At 69.4% G+C, this 16,346-nt stretch carries 14 protein-coding genes; 5 read left to right on the plus strand and 9 right to left on the minus strand.

From position 1 onward, the window contains the following. Positions 1–1,562 precede the first annotated feature (1,562 nt). The 4 genes from V7E46_RS11640 to yjfF all read left to right on the plus strand — a co-directional run bounded on the left by V7E46_RS11640 (position 1,563) and on the right by yjfF (position 6,279). Complete coding sequence (locus V7E46_RS11640; protein WP_333768355.1) at positions 1,563–2,567, plus strand: ABC transporter substrate-binding protein; 1,005 nt, start codon at positions 1,563–1,565, stop codon at positions 2,565–2,567. 75 nt (positions 2,568–2,642) lie between these two features. Next, positions 2,643–4,196, plus strand: coding sequence for a sugar ABC transporter ATP-binding protein (locus tag V7E46_RS11645; RefSeq protein ID WP_333768356.1), 1,554 nt, complete (start codon positions 2,643–2,645; stop codon positions 4,194–4,196). Further along, complete coding sequence (locus tag V7E46_RS11650; RefSeq protein ID WP_333768357.1) at positions 4,193–5,278, plus strand: ABC transporter permease; 1,086 nt, start codon at positions 4,193–4,195, stop codon at positions 5,276–5,278. The genes V7E46_RS11645 and V7E46_RS11650 overlap by 4 nt, the downstream gene beginning before the upstream one ends. Then, the gene (gene yjfF, locus V7E46_RS11655; protein WP_333768358.1) at positions 5,275–6,279 is read left to right on the plus strand and encodes a galactofuranose ABC transporter, permease protein YjfF; all 1,005 of its coding nucleotides are present in this window, start codon (positions 5,275–5,277) and stop codon (positions 6,277–6,279) included. The genes V7E46_RS11650 and yjfF overlap by 4 nt, the downstream gene beginning before the upstream one ends. Before the next feature lie 187 nt (positions 6,280–6,466). On the opposite strand, the gene V7E46_RS11660 is transcribed toward yjfF, so the two are convergent. From V7E46_RS11660 to V7E46_RS11700, 9 genes are all read right to left on the minus strand, one after another. Beyond that, a complete protein-coding gene (locus tag V7E46_RS11660; protein WP_333768359.1) occupies positions 6,467–7,240 on the minus strand; it encodes an SDR family oxidoreductase in 774 nt (257 codons plus the stop codon). Then, positions 7,237–8,286 carry a zinc-dependent alcohol dehydrogenase gene (locus V7E46_RS11665; RefSeq protein ID WP_443054128.1) on the minus strand — a complete coding sequence of 350 codons (1,050 nt, stop codon included), beginning with the start codon at positions 8,284–8,286 and terminating at the stop codon, positions 7,237–7,239. Before V7E46_RS11665 ends, V7E46_RS11660 begins: the two co-directional genes overlap by 4 nt. Further along, positions 8,283–8,621, minus strand: coding sequence for an L-rhamnose mutarotase (locus V7E46_RS11670; protein ID WP_333768360.1), 339 nt, complete (start codon positions 8,619–8,621; stop codon positions 8,283–8,285). The genes V7E46_RS11665 and V7E46_RS11670 overlap by 4 nt, the downstream gene beginning before the upstream one ends. Continuing rightward, positions 8,618–9,553 (minus strand): amidohydrolase family protein, encoded by a 936-nt coding sequence (locus tag V7E46_RS11675; protein ID WP_333768361.1) that lies wholly within the window; start codon positions 9,551–9,553, stop codon positions 8,618–8,620. The genes V7E46_RS11670 and V7E46_RS11675 overlap by 4 nt, the downstream gene beginning before the upstream one ends. Then, positions 9,550–9,810, minus strand: a complete 261-nt coding sequence (locus tag V7E46_RS11680) for an aldo/keto reductase (RefSeq protein WP_333768362.1) — start codon at positions 9,808–9,810, stop codon at positions 9,550–9,552. The genes V7E46_RS11675 and V7E46_RS11680 overlap by 4 nt, the downstream gene beginning before the upstream one ends. After that, positions 9,807–11,738: a hypothetical protein gene (locus V7E46_RS11685; RefSeq protein WP_333768363.1), complete on the minus strand. Its 1,932-nt coding sequence runs from the start codon at positions 11,736–11,738 to the stop codon at positions 9,807–9,809. The genes V7E46_RS11680 and V7E46_RS11685 overlap by 4 nt, the downstream gene beginning before the upstream one ends. Before the next feature lie 109 nt (positions 11,739–11,847). Further along, positions 11,848–12,675 (minus strand): carbohydrate ABC transporter permease, encoded by an 828-nt coding sequence (locus tag V7E46_RS11690; RefSeq protein ID WP_443054129.1) that lies wholly within the window; start codon positions 12,673–12,675, stop codon positions 11,848–11,850. Positions 12,676–12,790: 115 nt separating this feature from the next. After that, positions 12,791–13,669, minus strand: coding sequence for a carbohydrate ABC transporter permease (locus tag V7E46_RS11695; protein WP_333768367.1), 879 nt, complete (start codon positions 13,667–13,669; stop codon positions 12,791–12,793). Positions 13,670–13,701: 32 nt separating this feature from the next. Continuing rightward, complete coding sequence (locus V7E46_RS11700; protein ID WP_333768364.1) at positions 13,702–15,081, minus strand: ABC transporter substrate-binding protein; 1,380 nt, start codon at positions 15,079–15,081, stop codon at positions 13,702–13,704. 525 nt (positions 15,082–15,606) lie between these two features. Here V7E46_RS11700 and V7E46_RS11705 point away from each other — a divergent pair. Further along, positions 15,607–16,341 carry a FadR/GntR family transcriptional regulator gene (locus V7E46_RS11705; protein ID WP_333768368.1) on the plus strand — a complete coding sequence of 245 codons (735 nt, stop codon included), beginning with the start codon at positions 15,607–15,609 and terminating at the stop codon, positions 16,339–16,341. The last annotated feature ends 5 nt before the right edge of the window (positions 16,342–16,346 follow it).

The following is a 16,346-nucleotide window of genomic DNA, read 5'->3' on the forward strand; positions in this document are numbered from 1 at the left end:
GCCCGTCACGGGGCACCCGGACTGTCGGTGTTGGTGCGCTCGGTGGCGGCCCGCGGGCGCGCCGAAGCCGATGCGGAGGGAGGTGACACCCGGTCACGCCCTCGGGCGGGTCGGCACGGCGGCCGTCGCAGGGGCGCAGGCGGGGCAACCGCCTCCGGTACGGCTACGAGGGTCGCTGTTAGCGCTAACATAGATCCGCGGATGCCGGTCCGCAGGGGGAGGCCGCCATCGCGGCCCGCGGACGTGGGTTGCGCCCCGTGCGGCGCGGCGGATCGGGGGCGCGGCAGTTCTCTGGCGCCATGTCGTCCTCATTTCTTGGCGGTCCGGCCGGGAGTGCGGAACAGGGCACGCCGGCCTGGACGCGGTGGGGGGACCAACAACGAGATTCTGGCCGCCGCAGCGTGAGGTGCTGCGTGTCACGATGTGGCGAGCAGGCGAAACGGTGGCAAGTGTGGACCCGCTGGGCGCGAAGGGTCAACGCCTGCGGCGCGAAAATTTCGGCGTCCTCTCGCGCCGACCGTGGCGGCGCTCGTCGGACACAGCGACTGACGCCCTGTCCGGAGGTGGCGCAGCGCACGGGTTCCACGGCTTGTCGGGCCACGTCGGAACGGCGGTTCTGTGTCGTCCGCGCGGGTGCGTCCGGATGATGCGGATGGATCGGGCCGAGGGTCCGAAACATTCGCGACAGAAGTGAAATTCCCGGTCTTCGGGCAGCTCGCAGTTCGCGCAGGACGCCGTCGTCCGCCCCAAGTTGCGCGTAACGGGTCGGGTTGCCTGTTTTCGTCCGCCAGTCGCACGAGAGTGTGCCTCCGCCGGTGCGGCTGCACCGGCTCCGTCTCAGACATCGACTGCCCGGCCCCTCCAGGTGCGGCGTGACCGGATGCGTTCGCGACTGTGGGCGGGCTGTGCGATCTCTTGACGTGTGTCAGGGGGCGTCCTAGGGTGCCGCGAAAAGATCGTACGGCGTCGGGTCGGCTCGCTCGTGCCGCAGGGTGATGCATGGCGCCACGGCAGTGGCTGCATTGGTTCGAAGAGCGAGAGGGAAACCATGGTGTTAGCGCTCACTAACCGTCCGGTCGCTCCACCCGGGTGGATGACCGCGGGGGCTTCCGGGTGGTGGTGACAAGGGGTTGGCACCACCGTTGCACCGGGCTATGTTAGCGCTCACCTCGCGACCCTGTCCGGTGAGCGCGCGCATCCGGGGGCGTGGTGAAGCGCCTCCGGACCTCGGTGTCCGCGAAGCCCGTCCCTCTGTCCAGCCCGACAGATCCGGGCCGGAGCGGTGAGGCGGACCATGAGTACCCGAGCCGACCTCGACGCGGTGGCCCGCGCCGGACCGCCGCCCAGGCCGGCGTCCGGACTTCCCCGGACGCCGGCCGGGAACCCCCGCACTCCGGCGGTGACCACGACACCCTCCCTTGGAACGTCGGCCTCCTCACCCGATCTCCCACTACCCGCTGAGCACTCCCCGCCCGCCCTCCGGCAGTGCCGCTGTGCGGACCGCGAGGAGTGCGTCAGCAACCTGCACCGACCCACCTGCCGGATTCCTCGAAGGAGAAGACATGATCGACAGACGCAGCCTCCTCACCGCGGGCGCTGCCGTATCGGCCGCCGGCGTCCTCGCGGCGTGCGCGAAGAAGAACCCCGCCAAGTCCGCCGGCTCGGGCAGCACCGGGAGCAAGCAGATCACCCTGGGCTTCTCCCAGGTGGGGTCGGAGAGCGGTTGGCGCGCGGCCAACACCCAGTCGGTCAAGGAGGCGGCGAAGGCCGCCGGCATCAACCTCAAGTTCTCCGACGCCCAGCAGAAGCAGGAGAACCAGATCTCGGCGATCCGCAGCTACATCGCGCAGAAGGTGGACGTCATATCGTTCTCCCCGGTCGTCGTCACCGGCTGGGACACCGTGCTGAAGGAGGCGAAGGCCGCCGGCATCCCGGTGATCCTCACCGACCGCTCGGTCGAGACCTCCGACCCCTCGCTCTACGTCACCCTGGTGGGCTCGGACTTCGAGATCGAGGGGGAGCGCGCGGCACACATGCTGGAGAAGGTCCTCGCCGGCCACAAGGGGCCGGTCAAGATCGCGCAGCTGGAAGGCACCACGGGCGCGGCCCCCGCGATCGAGCGCGCCAAGGGCTTCGGCAGGATCATGCACGCGAGCCACCCGGAGTGGACGATCATCGCCAGCCAGACCGGCGACTTCACCAGGGCAGGCGGCAAGCAGGTGATGGCGGCCTTCCTGCAGGCACACTCCGACATCGATGTGCTGTTCTCCCACAACGACGACATGGCCATCGGCGCCATTCAGTCCATCCAGGCGGCCGGCAAGACCCCGGGAACGGACATCAAGATCGTGTCCGTCGACGGTGTGCACGACGGGTTCGTGGCGATGTCCAAGGGACAGATCAACGCGATCGTCGAGTGCAACCCCCTGCTCGGCCCGCAGCTGATGGACGCGACCAAGACGGTGCACGCGGGCAGGGGATCGACGCTTCCTCGCTGGATCAAGACCAAGGAGAGCGACTACACGGCGGATCAGGCCGCAGCGGCGCTGCCCGGCCGCAAGTACTGACACCCGTCCACGAGGGCCCCCGGGGTGTGGGGGACCCCCGTCCACGTCGCGACCATTCCACCTAGGAGCGCTGCCATGGCAGAGCCTCGGCCCGTCCTGGAAATGACGGGCATCGTCAAAGAGTTCTCCGGCACACGGGCTCTGTCGGACGTCGACTTCCGACTGTTCCCAGGCGAGATCCACGCCCTTCTCGGCGAGAACGGCGCCGGGAAGTCCACTCTCATCAAGGTCCTGACGGGAGTTCACGCGCTCGACGGCGGAACGGTGGTCCTGGAGGGGCGGCCGGTCCGCATCACCAGTCCGCTGCAAGCCCGGCAGGCCGGTATCAGCACGGTCTACCAGGAGGTCAACCTCTGCCCGAACCTCTCGGTGGCCGAGAACATCCTGATCGGCCGCGAACCGGTCGGAGCGGGCCGGATCCGGTGGAAGGAACTGCGCAGGCGGGCTTCGCAGCTGGTGGCCCGGTTCGGCCTCGATGTCGATGTCTCCGCGCCGCTGGGCTCGTACCCGCTGGCCGTACAGCAGCTGGTGGCCATCATCCGCGCCGTCGGCTCCGGGGACCCCGCAGCCGCGGACACGGGCGGCGCCGCGGTTGGCACACGCGTGCTGATCCTGGACGAGCCGACCTCCAGCCTCGACCGCGACGAGGTCGAGGAACTGTTCGTCCTGATGCGGCGGCTGAGGGAGGACGGGACGGCGATCCTGTTCGTCTCCCACTTCCTGGACCAGATCTACGAGGTCTGCGACCGGATGACCGTGCTGCGCAACGGGGCCCTGGTCGGCGAGCACATGGTCGCCGACCTCGACCAGGTGAACCTGGTGAAGCTGATGATCGGCAAGGACCTCGACGAGCTGGAGGAACTCAGCGAGCACCACGGGGAGCCGGACACGAGCGAGCCGTTCCTCAGGGCGGAGGGCCTCTCCCGGCTCGGCAGCGTCGCCCCGTTCGACCTGGAGGTCCGCGCCGGGGAGGTCCTCGGGCTCTGCGGGCTCCTCGGCTCGGGCCGTACGGAGCTGGCCCGCCTGCTGTTCGGCGCCGACACCTCCGACGGCGGCAGGGTGTACATCGGCGGGGAGCAGGCCGCGTTGCGGGAGCCGAACGACGCGATCGGCAGGGGAGTCGCGTTCCTCTCGGAGAACCGCAGGACCGAGGGCCTGGTTCCGGACCTGACGGTGCGGGAGAACATCATCCTCGCCCTTCAGGCGGCACGCGGCTGGACCCGCCCGGTACCCGCCTCGCAGCGGGACGAGCTGGTCGCCAAGTACATCGCGGCACTGGACATCCGTCCGGCCGACCCTGAGGCGAAAACCGGCTCGCTCAGCGGCGGCAACCAGCAGAAGGTCCTCCTCGCCCGATGGCTGCTCACCCAGCCGAAGCTGCTCATCCTCGACGAGCCCACCCGGGGCATCGACGTGGGGGCCAAGGCGGAGATCCAGAAGCTCGTCGTGTCGCTGTCCGAGGAAGGCATGGCCGTGGTCTACATATCGGCCGAGCTGGAGGAGGTGCTCCGGCTCAGCCACACCGTGGGCGTACTCCGCGACCGCCGGCTCGTGGCGCGGATGGCCAACGGGCCCGACATCACCGCCGGACGGGTCCTGCAGATCATTGCGAGCGGAGAACATCAGTGAGCCTCACATCCCTGTGGCGCGCGGCGACACAGCACCGGCTGTTCTGGCCGGTGGCTGCCCTGGTCGCGCTGCTTGTGATCAACGTCCCCTTCACTCCGGGGTTCTTCGAGATCCATCTGAAGAACGGTCACCTGTACGGAAGCCTGGTCTCCATCGTGCTGTTCGGGTCGCCGCTCATCCTCGTGGCGATCGGTATGACCCTGGTGATCGCCACCGGAGGCATCGACCTCTCGGTCGGGGCGGTGGTGGCGATCTCCGGTGCGCTGGCCTGCCTCGTCGTCAGCAAGCAGGCGGACCAGGACAGCGTGCCCGGAGTGCTGCTGGCCTTCGCGCTGGCACTTGCCGCGGCACTGGTGTGCGGTGCATGGAACGGCCTGCTGGTCGCCCGGCTCGGTATCCAGCCGATCATCGCCACGCTGATCCTGATGGTCGCGGGCCGCGGGATCGCCCAGCTGATCACCAGCGGCCAGATCATCACCGTCAACAGCGACGCGTACTCGCTCATCGGCGGGGGGTACTGGCTGGGACTGCCGTTCTCCCTCTTCGTGGTGGCCCTGGTGGTCGTGCTGAGCGTGGCGCTCACCCGCCGTACCGCCCTGGGCCTGCTGGTCGAGGCTGTCGGCGGCAACGCGGAGGCCAGCCGCCTGGTGGGCATCAGGTCGCGGCGCATCAAGATCATGGCGTACGTGTTCTGCGGGCTCTGCGCCGGCATCGCAGGGCTGATGATCAGCTCCAACGTGTCGGCGGCGGACGGGAACACCGCGGGACTGTGGATCGAACTCGACGCGATCCTGGCCGTCGTGATCGGCGGGACCTCGCTCACCGGGGGCAGATTCCACCTCGGTGGCACGATCGTCGGAGCACTCATCATCCAGACCCTGACCACGACGATCTACACCATCGGCGTGCCGACCCAGACCAACCTGGTGTTCAAGGCGGTCGTCGTCATCGTCGTCTGCCTGATGCAGTCCTCCGCCTTCCGGGCCAAGGTGTTCGGCGCTCGCGCCAGGCGTCGTGGCCCTGTCCGGAAAAGCCAGGGCGCGGCCGCTGACGCGGCGCCGCAGATGGAGGTGTCGCCGTGAGCGTGATCGACGGTTTCCGGACGAGCGGGGGCAGACCCAGGCTGCACGACCGGCGGCTGCCCGTCCTGGTGACGGCAGCCCTGTTCGTGGTCATGTTCGGCTTCGGCGCCGTCCGGTACCAGTCCTACGGATTCCTCGACGCCCAGGTCTTCATGAACCTCTTCATCGACAACGGCTACCTGCTCGTGGCCGCCGTCGGTGCGACCTTCGTCATCCTCACCGGTGGAATCGACCTCTCGGTCGGCTCGGTCATCGGGTTCACGACGATGCTGACCGCCTGGCTGGTGGAGAAGCAGGGCCTGCCTCTCCTCCTCGTGGCGCCCATAGCCCTGGGGGTCGGTGCCTTCGGCGGCTACCTGATGGGCTACGTGATCCACCATTTCGAGATCCAGCCGTTCATCGTGACCCTGGCGGGGCTGTTCTTCTTCCGGGGGCTGTGCCTGGTCATCAGCAAGGAGTCGATATCCATCAGCGACCCCACGGTGGACAGGCTCGCCCAGACGCATGTTCCGCTGCCCGGCGGATCGTTCCTCTCGATTGCCGCCGTCATCTCGCTGGCGGTCCTGGCCCTCGCCTTCTACGTCCTGCACTACACGCGGTTCGGCAGGCGCGTGTACGCCATCGGCGGGAACGAGCAGTCGGCGCTGCTGATGGGCCTGCCGGTGGCAGGTACGAAGATCGCGGTCTACACCGTCAGCGGCTTCTGCTCCGCACTGGCGGGGCTGCTGTTCACCCTGTACATCCAGTCGGGTGACCCCCTGCACGCAGTGGGCCTGGAACTCGACGCGATCGCCGCGGTCGTGGTCGGCGGCACGCTGCTCACCGGCGGATCGGGCTACGTCGTCGGGACGCTGTTCGGCGTGCTGGTGCTGGGCCTGATCAAGACGCTCATCCAGTTCGAGGGCACCCTCAGCTCCTGGTGGACGAAGATCGCCACAGGGGTGCTGCTCTTCGCCTTCATCCTGATCCAGCGCACCATGACGGCACGAAGCCGGACGTGAACGCCGGCTGTCCCCCCGACCCCCGGCAGGGCGGCCGGGGGGACAGCAGTGCGGCTCGGGTGGGGACCCGGGCCGCACTGCTGTGCCGACTGCCGCGTTCTCAGGCGTCGAGGCCGGGGCGAGCAGGAGCACGAGAGCCGGGGTGACGCCTTGGCCGACGCCCTGTTCGGCAGGCAGGACGCGCCGGTCAGCGGCCGAGCCAGCCCCCGTCGACGGGGATGAGGGCGCCGTGGATGTAGTCGGAGGCGGGCGAGGCCAGGAACACCGCGGCGCCCCCGATGTCCTCAGGGCGGGCCCACCGTCCGGCAGGAATCCGGTCGAGGATGGCGGCATAGCGGGCAGGGTCGTTCCGCAGGGCCCGGGTGTTGTCGGTCGCCACATATCCGGGCACCACGCCGTTGACGTTCACCCCGCGCCCGGCCCATTCGTTGGCCAGTGCCCGAGTCAGGCCGGCGATGCCCGACTTCGCGGCGGTGTAGCCGGGGACGTTGATGCCGCCCTGGAAGCTGAGCAGGGAGGCGGTGAAGACGACCTTGCCCTGCCCCCGGCTCAGCATGCGCCGCCCGACCTCGCGGGTCAGGGTGAACTGGCTGCTGAGGTTGACCGTCAGGACGTGGTCCCAGTCGTCGTCGGAGTGCTCCGCGGCCGGGGCACGGGCGATGGTTCCGGCGTTGTTGACCAGGATGTCGACCGGCCGGTCCATCTCTCCGAGGCCGGCGGCGAGGCGCGAGACGGCGGCGCGGTCGGCGAAGTCCGCCTGCATGGCGGTGCAGGTGCGCCCCAGCGCGGTGACACGCTCCTCGACTTCGCTGCCGGACGGCTCCAGGTGGGCACTGACAGCCACGATGTCGGCCCCGGCAGCCGCCAGTGCCTCCGCGACGGCGAGCCCGATGCCCCGGCGGGCGCCGGTGACGACGGCGAGCTTGCCGGTCAGGTCGAACGGCGTACGGATCGTTGTCATCGTGCGTCTGCTCCCGCGTCGGACTGGCAGTCGATCAGGACCTTCATGACGCCGCCTCCGGCTTCGAGTGCTTCGAAGGCCCGCGCCGCCCGGTCGATGGGCTCGATGCGTGAGATGAGCGACTCGGCCGGGATGTGTCCCGCGGCGATCAGGCCCACCGCGGTCTCGAAGTCCTCGCGGTCGTAGAGCCGCGCTCCGAGAAGGGTGAGTTCGCGCCAGAAGAAGCGGTGCAGGCTGATCTCGCGTGGAGCCGGGTGGATGGCCACCTGCACCAGCCGCCCGCGCGTCGCCAGCGCGTCGACCGCGGTGGTCACCCCCGCCGCGGCGCCCGAGACCTCGAAGGCCACGTTCGCCCCGGCGCCGCCCGTCCAGTCGGCCACCGCGTCGGCCGCGTCGACCGCGGCGGGGTCCAGTGTCGCCAGGCCGAGTGACTCGGCTGTCCCGCGCCGGTAGGGATCGGGTTCGACCAGCAGCAGGTCGGCGCCGCCGCGGCGGGCGACGATCGCGATGAGCAGGCCGATCGGCCCGCCTCCGACGACCAGGGCCTTCTCGCCGTCCCGCAGCCCGGCACGCCGCACGTCGTGCACCGCTACCGCGGTGGGTTCCGCCAGCGCGGCGCGGTCCAGCCGCAGGCCTACGGGGAGCCGGACGAGCGTGTCGGCCGGTACCGTCCAGCGGGACTGCAGGGAGCCGGCCGCGTCGATGCCGAGGAACACCAGGCGGTGGCAGATGTGGCGGTGGCCGGAGTGGCACGCGGGACACTGCCCGCACGGGACCAGGGGCATGACGGTGACGTTGTCGCCCGCCTCCCACCCGGAGACGTCGGGGGCTGCCTCCGCCACACGTCCGGACATCTCATGCCCGATGACCTGGGGCGGACCCACCCGGGCATCCATGGAGCCGTGGAAGATGTGCAGGTCGGTGCCGCAGATGCCGGTGTACGCCACGTCGATCGCCACGTGTCCTCGCGGTGGGGGCGCGGTTGCGGTTCCGGCCTCCAGCGCCAGCGTCCGAGGCGCGGTGTAGGCCACTCGTCGTGCGTTCACGCGGGGGACTCCTCGTTCAGGTGCCAGATCTCTTCCAGGTCGGACCAGTTCCCGCCGGCTCCGCTGTCGGGCCACGGCTCCTGGCACGGGTCGGTGAACCGCCACCAGCGCCGCGTGTCCGGGTCGGCGGCGATCGAGGCTAGGTCGGCCTCGAAGTCGTCGCCGTGGTATTCGAGGTAGCTGAACAGCACGTCGTCGCGAAGGAAGATCGTGTAGTTGCGGATGTTCGCCGCGCGCAGCGCGGCCTCCACCCCCGGCCACACGGAGCGGTGCAACTCCAGGTATTCCGCGCGGCGTTCGGGCCGCAGCCTGATGGTCTGTGCGAGGCGTCTCATGCGGATTCCTTTGCTCGTGCGGGCCGGTCGGCCTCGTCGGACGTGGGAGCCGGCTGCCGGTCCCGCAGCCGGTAGGTGCGGACCGCGTTGGTGCGCATCACCGCGTCGGCGTCGGCCGCCGGTAGGTCGGACAGGGCTTCGCGGACCAGATCCAGCCAGGACTCGTACGAGGTGGCGAGCTTCATGACCGGCCAGTCGCCGCCGTACAGGCAGCGGTCGGGGCCGAACGCCTCCAGCACCTCGCGGAGCACGGCGAGCAGGGCGGGCGCATCGGTGCCGGGAGGCGCCTCGGTGGCAAGACCGGACAGCTTGCAGACGACGTTGTCCCGCCGGGCCAGCCGGAGCAGGGCCGGCCGCCACGAGGGGTCGGGGCAGGGGAGGGACGGCTTGCCGAGGTGGTCGAGGACGAAGAGGGTCTGCGGGCACGCGGCCGCAAGTCCTGCGAGTTCGCCGAGCTGCCGTTCTCGCACGCACGCGTCGAACGGCAGCCCCGCCCGGCCCAGGAGCCCCAGACCGGCGCGGAAATCCGCGCCCTCGGTGAATCCCGGCTCCTCGTCCTGGATGTTGTGGCGGACGCCGACGACGAACGGGTCGGCGGCGAAAAGGCGGATGGCGTCCGGCGCCCCGGCGGGATCGTCCAGGCTCACGTGCGCCACGGCGCCGCGGATCCACGGCTCGGTACGTGCCAGGCTGCGCACCCACCGCAGTTCCCGGGCCGCCTGCTCCGGACGCCGCCCTGCTTCGACGAAGACCGCCTCCACCGGCTCGTCCACGTCGCCGAGGAAGCCGGAGGGGGAGAAGCGCCGGTCGAGGGGGGGAACGTCGGCGAGCCACGGGTAGGACAGGTGCTGCGGGTCCCAGAAGTGGACGTGGCTGTCGAGCACCGGCGCACGCTCCGCCTCGGCGCCGCCGGGCGGCTGATCGATGGTCATGGCTGCTCCCCGGAGGTCGCCAGGACGTAGCCGGAGCGCTCGGCGCCGCGCAGCGCCCAGCCCAGGACCGTCTCTGCGAGCGTCGCCCCGTAGCAGGGCGAGACGTCGAAGAAGCAGATGCCCAGCTCCAGGGCGGTGCGTATGGCGTCGATACCGTCGGCATCGGCGAATGCGCCGTACACGGCGCCCGGCGGAGACACCCCGAATCCCAGCTCGGAGACCTCCGGGCCGGTTGTGCCCATCGCGCGGCGCTTCACCGCGCGTCCTGCCGCGCCTGCTCGTCGAACGGGGTGCGGTAGGAGGGCGGCCGGGTGCGCAGGCCGAGCTGCAGGGTGAGTCGGACGGTGCTGGAGCGGGGGAGCTCCACCTGCAGCCAGGGTCCACCGACGACGGCCGACGCGGCGGTCACCGTCGGGGCGGTGTGCCCGTAGTCGTACAGGTCACCGATCCAGGAAGGGTCCTCGCAGACGCTGTAGTCCACCGAGCGGATGGTGTGCTCGCTGAACGCGCCGGCCTGGACGATCACCGATCGGGCCGCTTCGGGATCGAGGTTGACCAGATCGACCACCGTGGCATCGGGGTCGATGGCGGAAACCAGCGCCGCGACCCCTGCGGGAAGCCCTGGACGCCGGGCGGCGGCGTCGTGGTAGCGCACCCGTGCCTGCTGCAGACCGCCGTTGTAGACCACCTGGGGGCCGCCCCAGGTGAGCTGGACGAGCGCCTCGGTGACCACGGGGTTGGACTGCTGCCACAGGTGGATGTCCGCCTCCGGCACGTCCCAGCCGCGGTACTTCTCCATCCGGGACAGCCGGTGCCGCACCTGCGCCTGGGCCGCCGCGAGGATCTTCTCCGGATAGTGCGGGTCGTCGCCCGCCAGGAAGGCCAGCCAGGGCTCCTCGTGGCCGGCCTCCTCCTTGCTGCGGAAGGAGCGGACCGTACGCCAGTCGTATCCGGCGGCACCGCGCAGGAGTTCGATGCGCGCCCGGTCGGAGTCGGAGGCGGTGTGGTGCCACAGCGCCGTCGGGACGGCCATCAGCATGGGGTTGTAGTCGAACCAGCCTTCGTCCCCGTACCGGAACGGCACATGGAGGGTCGGGACGCTCACGTCCTCCGCCAGCTGCGCGATCCACTTGGACCTGATGCTGGAGTCGGCCTCGGTGAAAGCCATCACCTTGCCGTGCGAGATGATCTCGTCCAGTACCGGCCGCACCAGGTCCAGGTACGAGTCGTCGCCGGTGACGGCGGCACCCGCCAGCGCGGCGACGATCGCCGCATGCCCCACGCTGTACCAGCCGTGCGGCCAGGACCACCCGTAGTGGCCGCCGTACCAGCGACCTTCCAGCAGACCGCCGACGGTGCCGTCCGGGGCGACGTTGTCCGGCAGGATTCCCCCGTTGGCGGCGGCGCGCTCGCGCCAGGCGCCGACGTACTCGGCGATCCAGTCCGCGTAGCGCTGCTCGCCGGAGATGATCCAGGCGTTCAGGACGAGTCCCGCCGCGGAGAGGTTGACCGCGGTGTCCCCGTCGCCCATCCGGCGGCGCATCTCCTCACCGAGCCGCGGGTCGGCGTCGAGCGGCGGACGCTCCGCGCCCGCCGGCAGAATCCAGCCGAGCGGGAAGCCGTACATCTGCGCTTCCTTCGGCAGCCACGGGTAGGCGTCGCCGTCCGACAGGCCGTCACGTCCGGGGTCGCTGCCGTTGTGCGGCCGGCGGATGATGTGCCGGTCGGGGTCGTAGTTGCCGTGCCCGGGTTCGACGTACAGATCCGCGAAGCGCTGTGCGCGTTCGGCCCACCGGCCGGGGGCTGCCATGCAAAGGAAGTACAGCAGCAGCAGGCTTTCGCCCTGGTGGAACCAGTCGTATCCGCGTTCGTACTCGTCCGTGAGCATGCCCAGCTCGGTCAGCTGGCGGGTGACGCCTTCCCAGTGGCGCTCGGACTGGGCCAGCAGGTCGTCGGCGCCGCCCAGCAGGTACAGCTGGGGCCAGTTGAAGAAGACCTCGTAGAAGTCGTCGACGCCGTCGCGGGAGGTCAGCTCACCGGTGTAGCGCAGCCGTCCGTCGGGTCCGGTGAAGTCGCGGGCGAACCGGCGCCAGGCCCGGTCGAGCAGGTCGAACAGCTCGCGCTGCGCTGTCGCCCAGCCCGGCGGTTCGAGCAGCGGCACCGAGGCCGTGATGACTGGATGCATCGGGAGGAGCTCCATTCGCGTTCGGTTACGGCCGCCTCCTCGCACAGCGCTGCCCGCACACCGGCCGGGGCGGGCGGTGTGCTGCACGTCGTGCGGGCCGGCCGGACGGTCAGTTCTTGGTCGCGCCGGCGAGCATGCCGGCGACCAGGAACCGTTGGGAGAACAGGAAGACGACCAGCACGGGGACGATCGCCAGCAGCGTGGCCAGGGCCAGTTCGGGTCGCTCGACCTGCAGCGTGCTGGCCGTCGGGTTGAACTGCGGGACGGAGTCGAGCAGAGTGCCCAGGCCGACCTGGACCGGGAACTGGTCGCTCTGCGGCAGCATGACGTACGGCAGGTAGTAGTTCGTCCAGTTGGCGACGAAGCTGAAGAATCCGACCAGTGCGACGACAGGTGCCGCGAGCGGCAGTGCCACCCGGCGGAGGACACCGAATTCCGAGCAGCCGTCCAGCCGCGCCGCGTCCAGCAGTTCCCGGGGCAGGGCGGTGCTGAAGTAGATGTACGTCAGATACACCCCGAACGGATAGAACGCGTACGGCAGGATGATCGACCACATCGAGCCGATCAGGTGAACCGCGTTGACCTCGAGGAAGAGCGGCACGACCAGCGTGGCGTTCGGCATCAGCATCACCACGAGGGTGGCGACCAGCAGTGCGCGCCGGCCGCGGAACTCCGTCATCGCCATCGCGTAGCCGGCCGGCACCGCCACGCACAGGGTGACCACCAGGGCGAGGAAGGAGTAGAGCGCCGAATTGCGCAGCCACAGGAAGATCGCGTCGTCCTGGTAGGCGGTCAGGGCGTTCCAGTTGGCGTGCAGCGCGTGGAGGGAGCCGAACGACAGGGGGTTGTTGTTCACCAGCTGGTCGTCGGTCTTGGTGGCCGCCAGCAGTAGCCAGAGCACCGGCAGCACGAAGAAGACCACGAACAGCAGAAGCACCAGGGCCGGGAGCGGGTTGAGACGCCCGCGCGCCGAGCAGCCGGATCGCGTCCGGTCCGTTCGTCCGGCCACCCGCCCGCTGCCGGAGCGTGCGGCGACCGCAGGCCGCCGGATGTCAGTCCGCATCGAAGAACCCCGATCTGGCCACGAAGACCCCTGCGACGACCATTCCGACCAGCAGCAGTTCCACGGACACGGCCGCGGCGGTGTTGACGTCGTTGTTCTGGAACGCGAAGTCGTACGCGAGCTGGTTGAGTGAGTAGTCCCGGCCGGCGACACCCACGCTCGCCTGCGACAGCAGTTGCGGCTCGACGAACAGCTGGGTGCCGCCGGCGAAGGCGAGGATGACCATGTAGACGATCCACTTGCGCAGCAGGGGGATCTGTATCCGCCATGCGGTCTGCCAGGCTCCCGCGCCGTCGATACGCGCGGCTTCCAGGACGTCCTGCGAGATGTTGTTCAGCGCTCCGTACATCACCACGATCCAGCCGCCGGCACCGGTCCAGAAGGCGATGAGGGTGAAGAGGATCGGCAGATGCCCTGGGGCGATGACCTCACCGAAGGTGTGGTATCCGAAGGCCCGCAGCAGGAAGGCGACCGGGCTGACCGTGGGATCGAGCACGAAGAGCCACACCATGACGCTGGCCGCTCCGGCGAGGGCACCCGGCACGTAGTACAGGAACCGCAGTGCCCTGCTGACGCCGCTCAGCGCCAAACGGTGCAGCAGGAGCGCCAGCCCGACGACGAACACGACCAGGGACGCCAGCCACCAGAGCAGGTAGAGGGCCACGTGCCCGACGGCTGGTGTGAAGCGGAAGTCGTCGACGGCGGTCGAGAAGTCGGACAGGCCGCTGAAGGTGCCGCCGCTGTCGGTGAAGGCGAAGTAGATCGCGTAGCCGGTCGGCACGAGCCCGAAGGCGATCAGCAGGAGCGTGTAGGCGGCGACGAAGCCGTGCCCGGCCCGGCCCGGCCACAGCGTGCGCGAGCTGCGCACCGGTGCCCGGCGGGCCTCGGTGGGTTGCGCCGTCACTGGGTGGTGACCTTGTAGCCGGCGGCGCGGGCGTAGTTGGCGATCGCCGTCTGCCAGGCCGGCAGCAGGGACACGAGGGACCTGCCTGCCGTCAGCTTGGGGGTCACTGTGGCGGCCCAGACGGCCTCCTGGCTGAACTGTCCGTAGCCCCAGCCGGGCCAGACCTGGTTCGCAGCGGCCTGCATGGGAGAGGAGATGTCGCCGGTGAAGTAGTCGGAGGCGGCTTGCTTGGCCAGCCAGTTCTTCGCGGCGGAGGTGTAGGCAGGGTAGCCGGGTGCGAGCTTCGCCTGGTAGTCGTCCGAGGTGGTCGCCCAGGTGAGGAAGGCGGTCGCGGCCTTGAGGTTCGCGCTGTGAGCCGACAGCAGCCAGGTGCCGCCGCCCACGTTGCCCGCGGTGTTTTCGGTGTCCGCGGACCACTTCGGCATCGGTGCGACGGCGATCTGGTGCGGCGGTGTCTTGAACGATCCCTGGAACAGCGCGCCGCCGAACCAGGAGGGGCCGGGCATCATGAGGATCCTGGCGGCCTGGTTCTTGTCGAAGTCCGTGCTGAAGACGCTGCTCATGGACATCGTCTTGTTCTTGACGAGGGTGTCGAGCAGCGAGGCCATCCGCGTGCACTCCGGGCCGGTGGTGTCGACCGTCACTGCCTTGGGCCCGGTGACCTGGTTCGCACCGCACCTGCTCGGCCACATGTACAGCTCGGGCGCCCAGGTGTCGCCGGCCGAGCCGACCAGGTAACCGGGGTGCTCGGTGGCCACCTTCTGCCCGAGGGCCCGGTACTGCTCCCAGGTCTGCGGGACCTGGTAACCCCACTGCTTCATCAGCGGCGCGTTGTACCACAGCACCGTTTGCGCGAGGTCGTTGCGCAGGCAGTACAGCGTGCCGTTGACCGTGCAGGGCGTGTTGGCGCCCTCGGCCCAGCCCGCCAGCGTCGGCTGCGGTATCAGACCCTTGTTCAGCGGAGCGGTGAAGCCGGCGTCGACCGCCCAGGTGGTCTCGTTGTTCTGGGAGCTGAACACCACGTCCGGCCAGCCCTTGCGGGTGCGGTTGAACAGGCTGACCTTCGTGCGCAGGTAGTTGGAGCCGTTCGCGTCCCCGTCGTAGCTGACGATGTTCATCTTCACGTCGGGGTGCTGCTTCTGGTAGAGCTTGGCGGCGTCCATACGAGAGGCATCCACCCACACCGTCAGGGCGCCGCCTGTCTGCTTGACGGGCTTGAAGCCGCCTTGGGAGCCCTTGTCGCCGCTGCCTCCGCCGCAGGCGGCGACCGTGACCAGCACCAGGACACCGGCCACGGCCAGCATGCCGGTGCGTCTGCGGTTTCCGCAGGTTCCCTCGGGTGTGTTCGTGCCGACCACGCGGACCTTGGCTGTCATGAACAACTCCACTACGTCGTGGGGCCCGTCCATCGCTGGAACGCGGGCCGGGACAGGTCGCACTGCTGGAGGGGAAGGCAAACGGATGGGAGCTTGACGGCCGCCGGGACGAAGTGGTCCCGACCTGAATTTTTCAGGCGAAGCAGCGGCGCGCTGTGATCACACATAACAAGCTCCAGACCCCGGTCACGTCAACAGGATGAGCGTGGTTATTTCCGGGATTCTTTTACGCGATGCCCTCATAGCCGCAGATTTCTGACCGATTTGTTATCGTATGTAATGATTGAGGAGGGGAAATAAGTCCTACATATATCGTCGGCGCGAGCCTCCGTTGTATGCTGCGCCGCAATGTCCGACCGGCTGTGTACCGTGTGGTCGGCGGCGGGAGATGGTGGAGGCGGGTCGTTGGACGGTGGTCCTGCGGGNTCCGACCGGCTGTGTACCGTGTGGTCGGCGGCGGGAGATGGTGGAGGCGGGTCGTTGGACGGTGGTCCTGCGGGTGCGGCGGTCGGTGATTCGGTGTCGGTGCCGCCGGACGCGGGGGGTGGTGGGGGGTATCGGCCTGGTTATGAGCGTGTGGCTGAGGAGATTCTGCGGCTCATCGGGGAGTCGGGGTTGCGGCCGGGGGATCGGATGCCGACGGAGAATCAGTTGGCGTCGCGGCTGGGTACCAGTCGGACGGTGGTGCGTGAGGCTGTGAAGATTCTTTCGGCGATCGGGCGGGTCCGTGCGCAGAAGGGCCGTGGCCTGTTTGTGGCGAATGATCAGGGGATGCTGGGTTCGTCGTTGTGGGGGAGTTTCTTCCTGCCGGCGGATCTTGATCATGTCTACCGGTTGTTCGAGTTCCGCCGGGTCCAGGAGGCGGCGGCCAGTCGGCTGGCGGCGGTGCGTGCGACTCCGGCGGACTTGCGGGCGATCGAGGAGGCGGCGGGGGTGTGCCGGGAGGGTCATGTGACCGGTCGGCGTGAGCTGTTCGACCGTGGTGATGACGATTTCCATCTCAGTGTGGCGAAGGCGTCGCAGAATCCGTTCCTGGTGGATGCGGTTCGTGAGGCCCGTCGGCTTCAGCGGCAGTCCAGCGTCATCGGGTTGCACGGGACGGTCGGGGGGCATGCCGAGGAGGCGGTGGCGGAGCATGCTGCGATCCATCAGGCGATCAGGGACGGCGATGCGGAGGCGGCTGCGCGGGCGGCCGCCGTCCACTTGGACCAGACCCTGGAGGACTACCGCCGCGAGATCCAGCGCCGCGTGTTCGGCTGAGCCGC

Origin of the sequence: Streptomyces sp. IBSBF 2435, assembly GCF_036815005.1 — a bacterium.
Taxonomy (GTDB): Bacteria; Actinomycetota; Actinomycetes; order Streptomycetales; family Streptomycetaceae; genus Actinacidiphila.